This is a genomic window from Hydrogenophaga sp. (genome assembly GCF_035481345.1).
Taxonomy (GTDB): domain Bacteria; phylum Pseudomonadota; class Gammaproteobacteria; order Burkholderiales; family Burkholderiaceae_C; genus Hydrogenophaga.
The window spans coordinates 1-2,416 of the sequence record NZ_DATIGV010000067.1 but is presented as its reverse complement, the minus strand read 5'-3'; the positions used below and the strand labels follow the sequence as shown (position 1 = coordinate 2,416).

Here is a 2,416-nt window from a genome sequence, read left to right as displayed (position 1 = left end):
GCAGCCGGCGTCCTTCAGGCTGTAGACGTTCTCGGGGATGGCCCAGCGCGTGTTCAGCGGCACGATGACCAGGTTCGCCCAGGCGGCGGCGAAGAAGAGCTCGATGTAGTTGTCGCTGTTGAAGGCCAGCACCGCCAGGCGCTCACCGGGCCGAAGGCCCAGGGCGCGCAGGCCGGCGGCCAGGCGCGGCACGCGCTCGCCCACTTCGTGCCAGCTGCGTTGCCGGTTCTGGTAGATGGTCGCGGGAAAGCGGTGGCGCGTCTGCACCGCCCGCGTGAGCGCCTGAGTCAACTGCATGTTCCTGTCTCCTGCTCTCGACTTTATAGCGCCGGGTGCTTCTGCGGCCCAGGGTACTTCGGGTACCCCGCGGCCACGCCGTATTCGCTGATGCCGATGCCACTCTCGCCACCGGTGTGCACGCGCAGCACGTGGTCGCCCAGCGTGCGGGCGCGCTCGCGCGTGAGCGCATCGTCCAGGTTCCAGGCGTCGTGCCCCTCGGCGTAGGCGCCCTTGTCGTCGCCGTGGTTCCAGCCGCCGAAGCCGCCGTAGAGACCACCCTTGAGGTAGAAGCGCGTGGGCAGCGGCTCCAGCCGCAGCACGCGCGGCGCGCCGTGGTCGAAGCTCAGGCGCAGCTCACCGCCCGCCAGGGTCTGGCCCAGGGGGTCGTCGGCCCACTGCAGCTCGTGCTCGACGCCGGTGATCTCGCGCTGCGTCACCGCGCCGTCGGGCTGGCGCTGGAACTCCGCGCCGGACAGGTAGAAGGGTTTGCCTGGCTCGCGCTCCTTCAGGAACAGGCACACGCCCATGGACTCGGTCTGCAGCATGCTCCAGGTCCAGAAGAATTTCTTGTGGGTCTGCATGGGCGGCGCGGCCCAGTCGGTGCGCATCTCGGAACGCACGCCCCAGGAACGGTCGCGCTGGCCCCACCAGGTCTCGGGCTCCAGCGCATGCCGCTCGCCATGGACTTGCAGCCACCCGCGCCAGCGGCCGAACTGCGTGACACGCGCGAGGTCTTCTTCCACCACGCCGTCGCGCTCGCGCCGGCTCTGCTTCTCCTGCGCGGCGGGCAGGCAGGCCTCGAACCGAAGTTCGAAGGACAGGCCCGAGGCGTTGTCCTTCAAGCGAAGGCGGTGCACGCCTTGTGCGGGCGATATGTCCAGATGCAGCGGTCCGACGGTCAAGTCCAGCGGGTTCGCGCCGAGCTGGCGCGAGGCGCGAAAGTTGTATTGCGTGCGACCCACGGTCACGCCCGCGAAGGCGTCCATCACACCGCGGTTGGGGTAGTAGCCGAAGCCGATGTCCAGCAGCAGCGGCCGGCCGTCGATGGGGTGCGCGGTGTACCACCAGCGCTCGGTGAAGCGCGGATCGCCGTTGCCGGCCTGCGCGAAGGTGCCGGGCGTCTGGTGGCCGGGCAGGTCGTCCTGTGGGGTCAGCATGAAGATCAGTCCTTGGGGGCAGCGGCCGTCATGGCGCTGAAGTCGGTGAGGGGGATGCGCTGTCGTTCCACGCGCAGTTGCTCGCGCAGGGCCTGGCGCAGGATGGCGTCGAGCTCGGCGGCCAGATCGGGCGGCAGCGAGGGGCCGTGTTCGTCGAGCCAGTCGGTGAGCGCGCGCGTGCGCGCCTGCGCGGCGTCCAGGTCGGCGGCCTCGCCACCCGCCGGCAGCGCCACGCCCACGCGCGCGGCGCGTTCGGCGAAGCGCTGGTTGCCATCGATCAGCGCGCGGGCCTGGGCCTGCAAGGCGCTCGGGTCCCACACGGTCATGCCGGCGAGCTTGCCGAGGATGTCGTGCACCGCGGCGAGCTGGCCGCGCGCGAAGTCGCTGCTGAGCTCGGGCGCCACGGCGTCGTTGAGCGTGCGGCGCAGGGCCTCGATCAATCGGGGCAGGTCCGTCTTCATGGTGTCACTTCCACGCCGCGCGCCTCGTTGGCGGCTTCGGCCATCAGGCGATTGAGTTCGAGCAGGGTGGACGCGACCTGAAAGCCCATGGACGCCATGCGCACGTCCTGCGCGCGGCCGCTCTCCACGCGCTGCGAGGCACTCAGCAGCATGGACGCGCTCTTGTACAGGCCCAGCACCTCGTAGTACCGCCAGGCCAGCGGGTCGGGCGTGAAGCCGGCCTGGCGCGCGTAGCGCTCGGTGAAGGCCTCTCGGGCCATGATGCCGCCCACGCGGCCGGTGCCGCCCGAGAACACGCGCAGCGCGGCCCAGGCCAGGTCCTCGTGCGGGTCGCCGGCGTGCACCAGCTCCCAGTCGAGCACGGCGGTGATGCGGCCGTCCTGCTGCAGGAAGTTGCCCACGCGGTAGTCGCCGTGCACGATGACCACGCGCGGCGCGGTGGGCGCGTGGCGCAGCAGCCAGCGCATGGCGTGGTGCATCTGCGGCGGCGCGCGCGAGGCGTCGTCGGCGAAGCCGGCG

At 71.2% G+C, this 2,416-nt stretch carries 4 protein-coding genes; all 4 read right to left on the bottom strand.

Translation table 11 applies throughout. The features are described from left to right. The coding region (locus tag VLG41_RS07065) for an AMP-binding protein (protein ID WP_325348686.1) at positions 1-297 on the bottom strand (297 nt) is incomplete at its 3' end. Between the two features lie 23 nt (positions 298-320). Next, positions 321-1,436 carry a hypothetical protein gene (locus VLG41_RS07060; RefSeq protein ID WP_325348685.1) on the bottom strand — a complete coding sequence of 372 codons (1,116 nt, stop codon included), beginning with the start codon at positions 1,434-1,436 and terminating at the stop codon, positions 321-323. 5 nt (positions 1,437-1,441) lie between these two features. Then, positions 1,442-1,897 (bottom strand): hypothetical protein, encoded by a 456-nt coding sequence (locus VLG41_RS07055; RefSeq protein ID WP_325348684.1) that lies wholly within the window; start codon positions 1,895-1,897, stop codon positions 1,442-1,444. Next, on the bottom strand, positions 1,894-2,416 hold a 523-nt coding region (locus tag VLG41_RS07050), incomplete at its 5' end, for a phosphotransferase (protein ID WP_325348683.1). The genes VLG41_RS07050 and VLG41_RS07055, both read right to left, overlap by 4 nt.

Bases quoted from the DNA above. Each gene is read 5' to 3' on its own strand.
- VLG41_RS07060 (WP_325348685.1), bottom strand. From the start codon at position 1,436: ATGCTGACCCCACAGGACGACCTGCCCGGCCACCAGACGCCCGGCACC.
- VLG41_RS07055 (WP_325348684.1), bottom strand. From the start codon at position 1,897: ATGAAGACGGACCTGCCCCGATTGATCGAGGCCCTGCGCCGCACGCTC.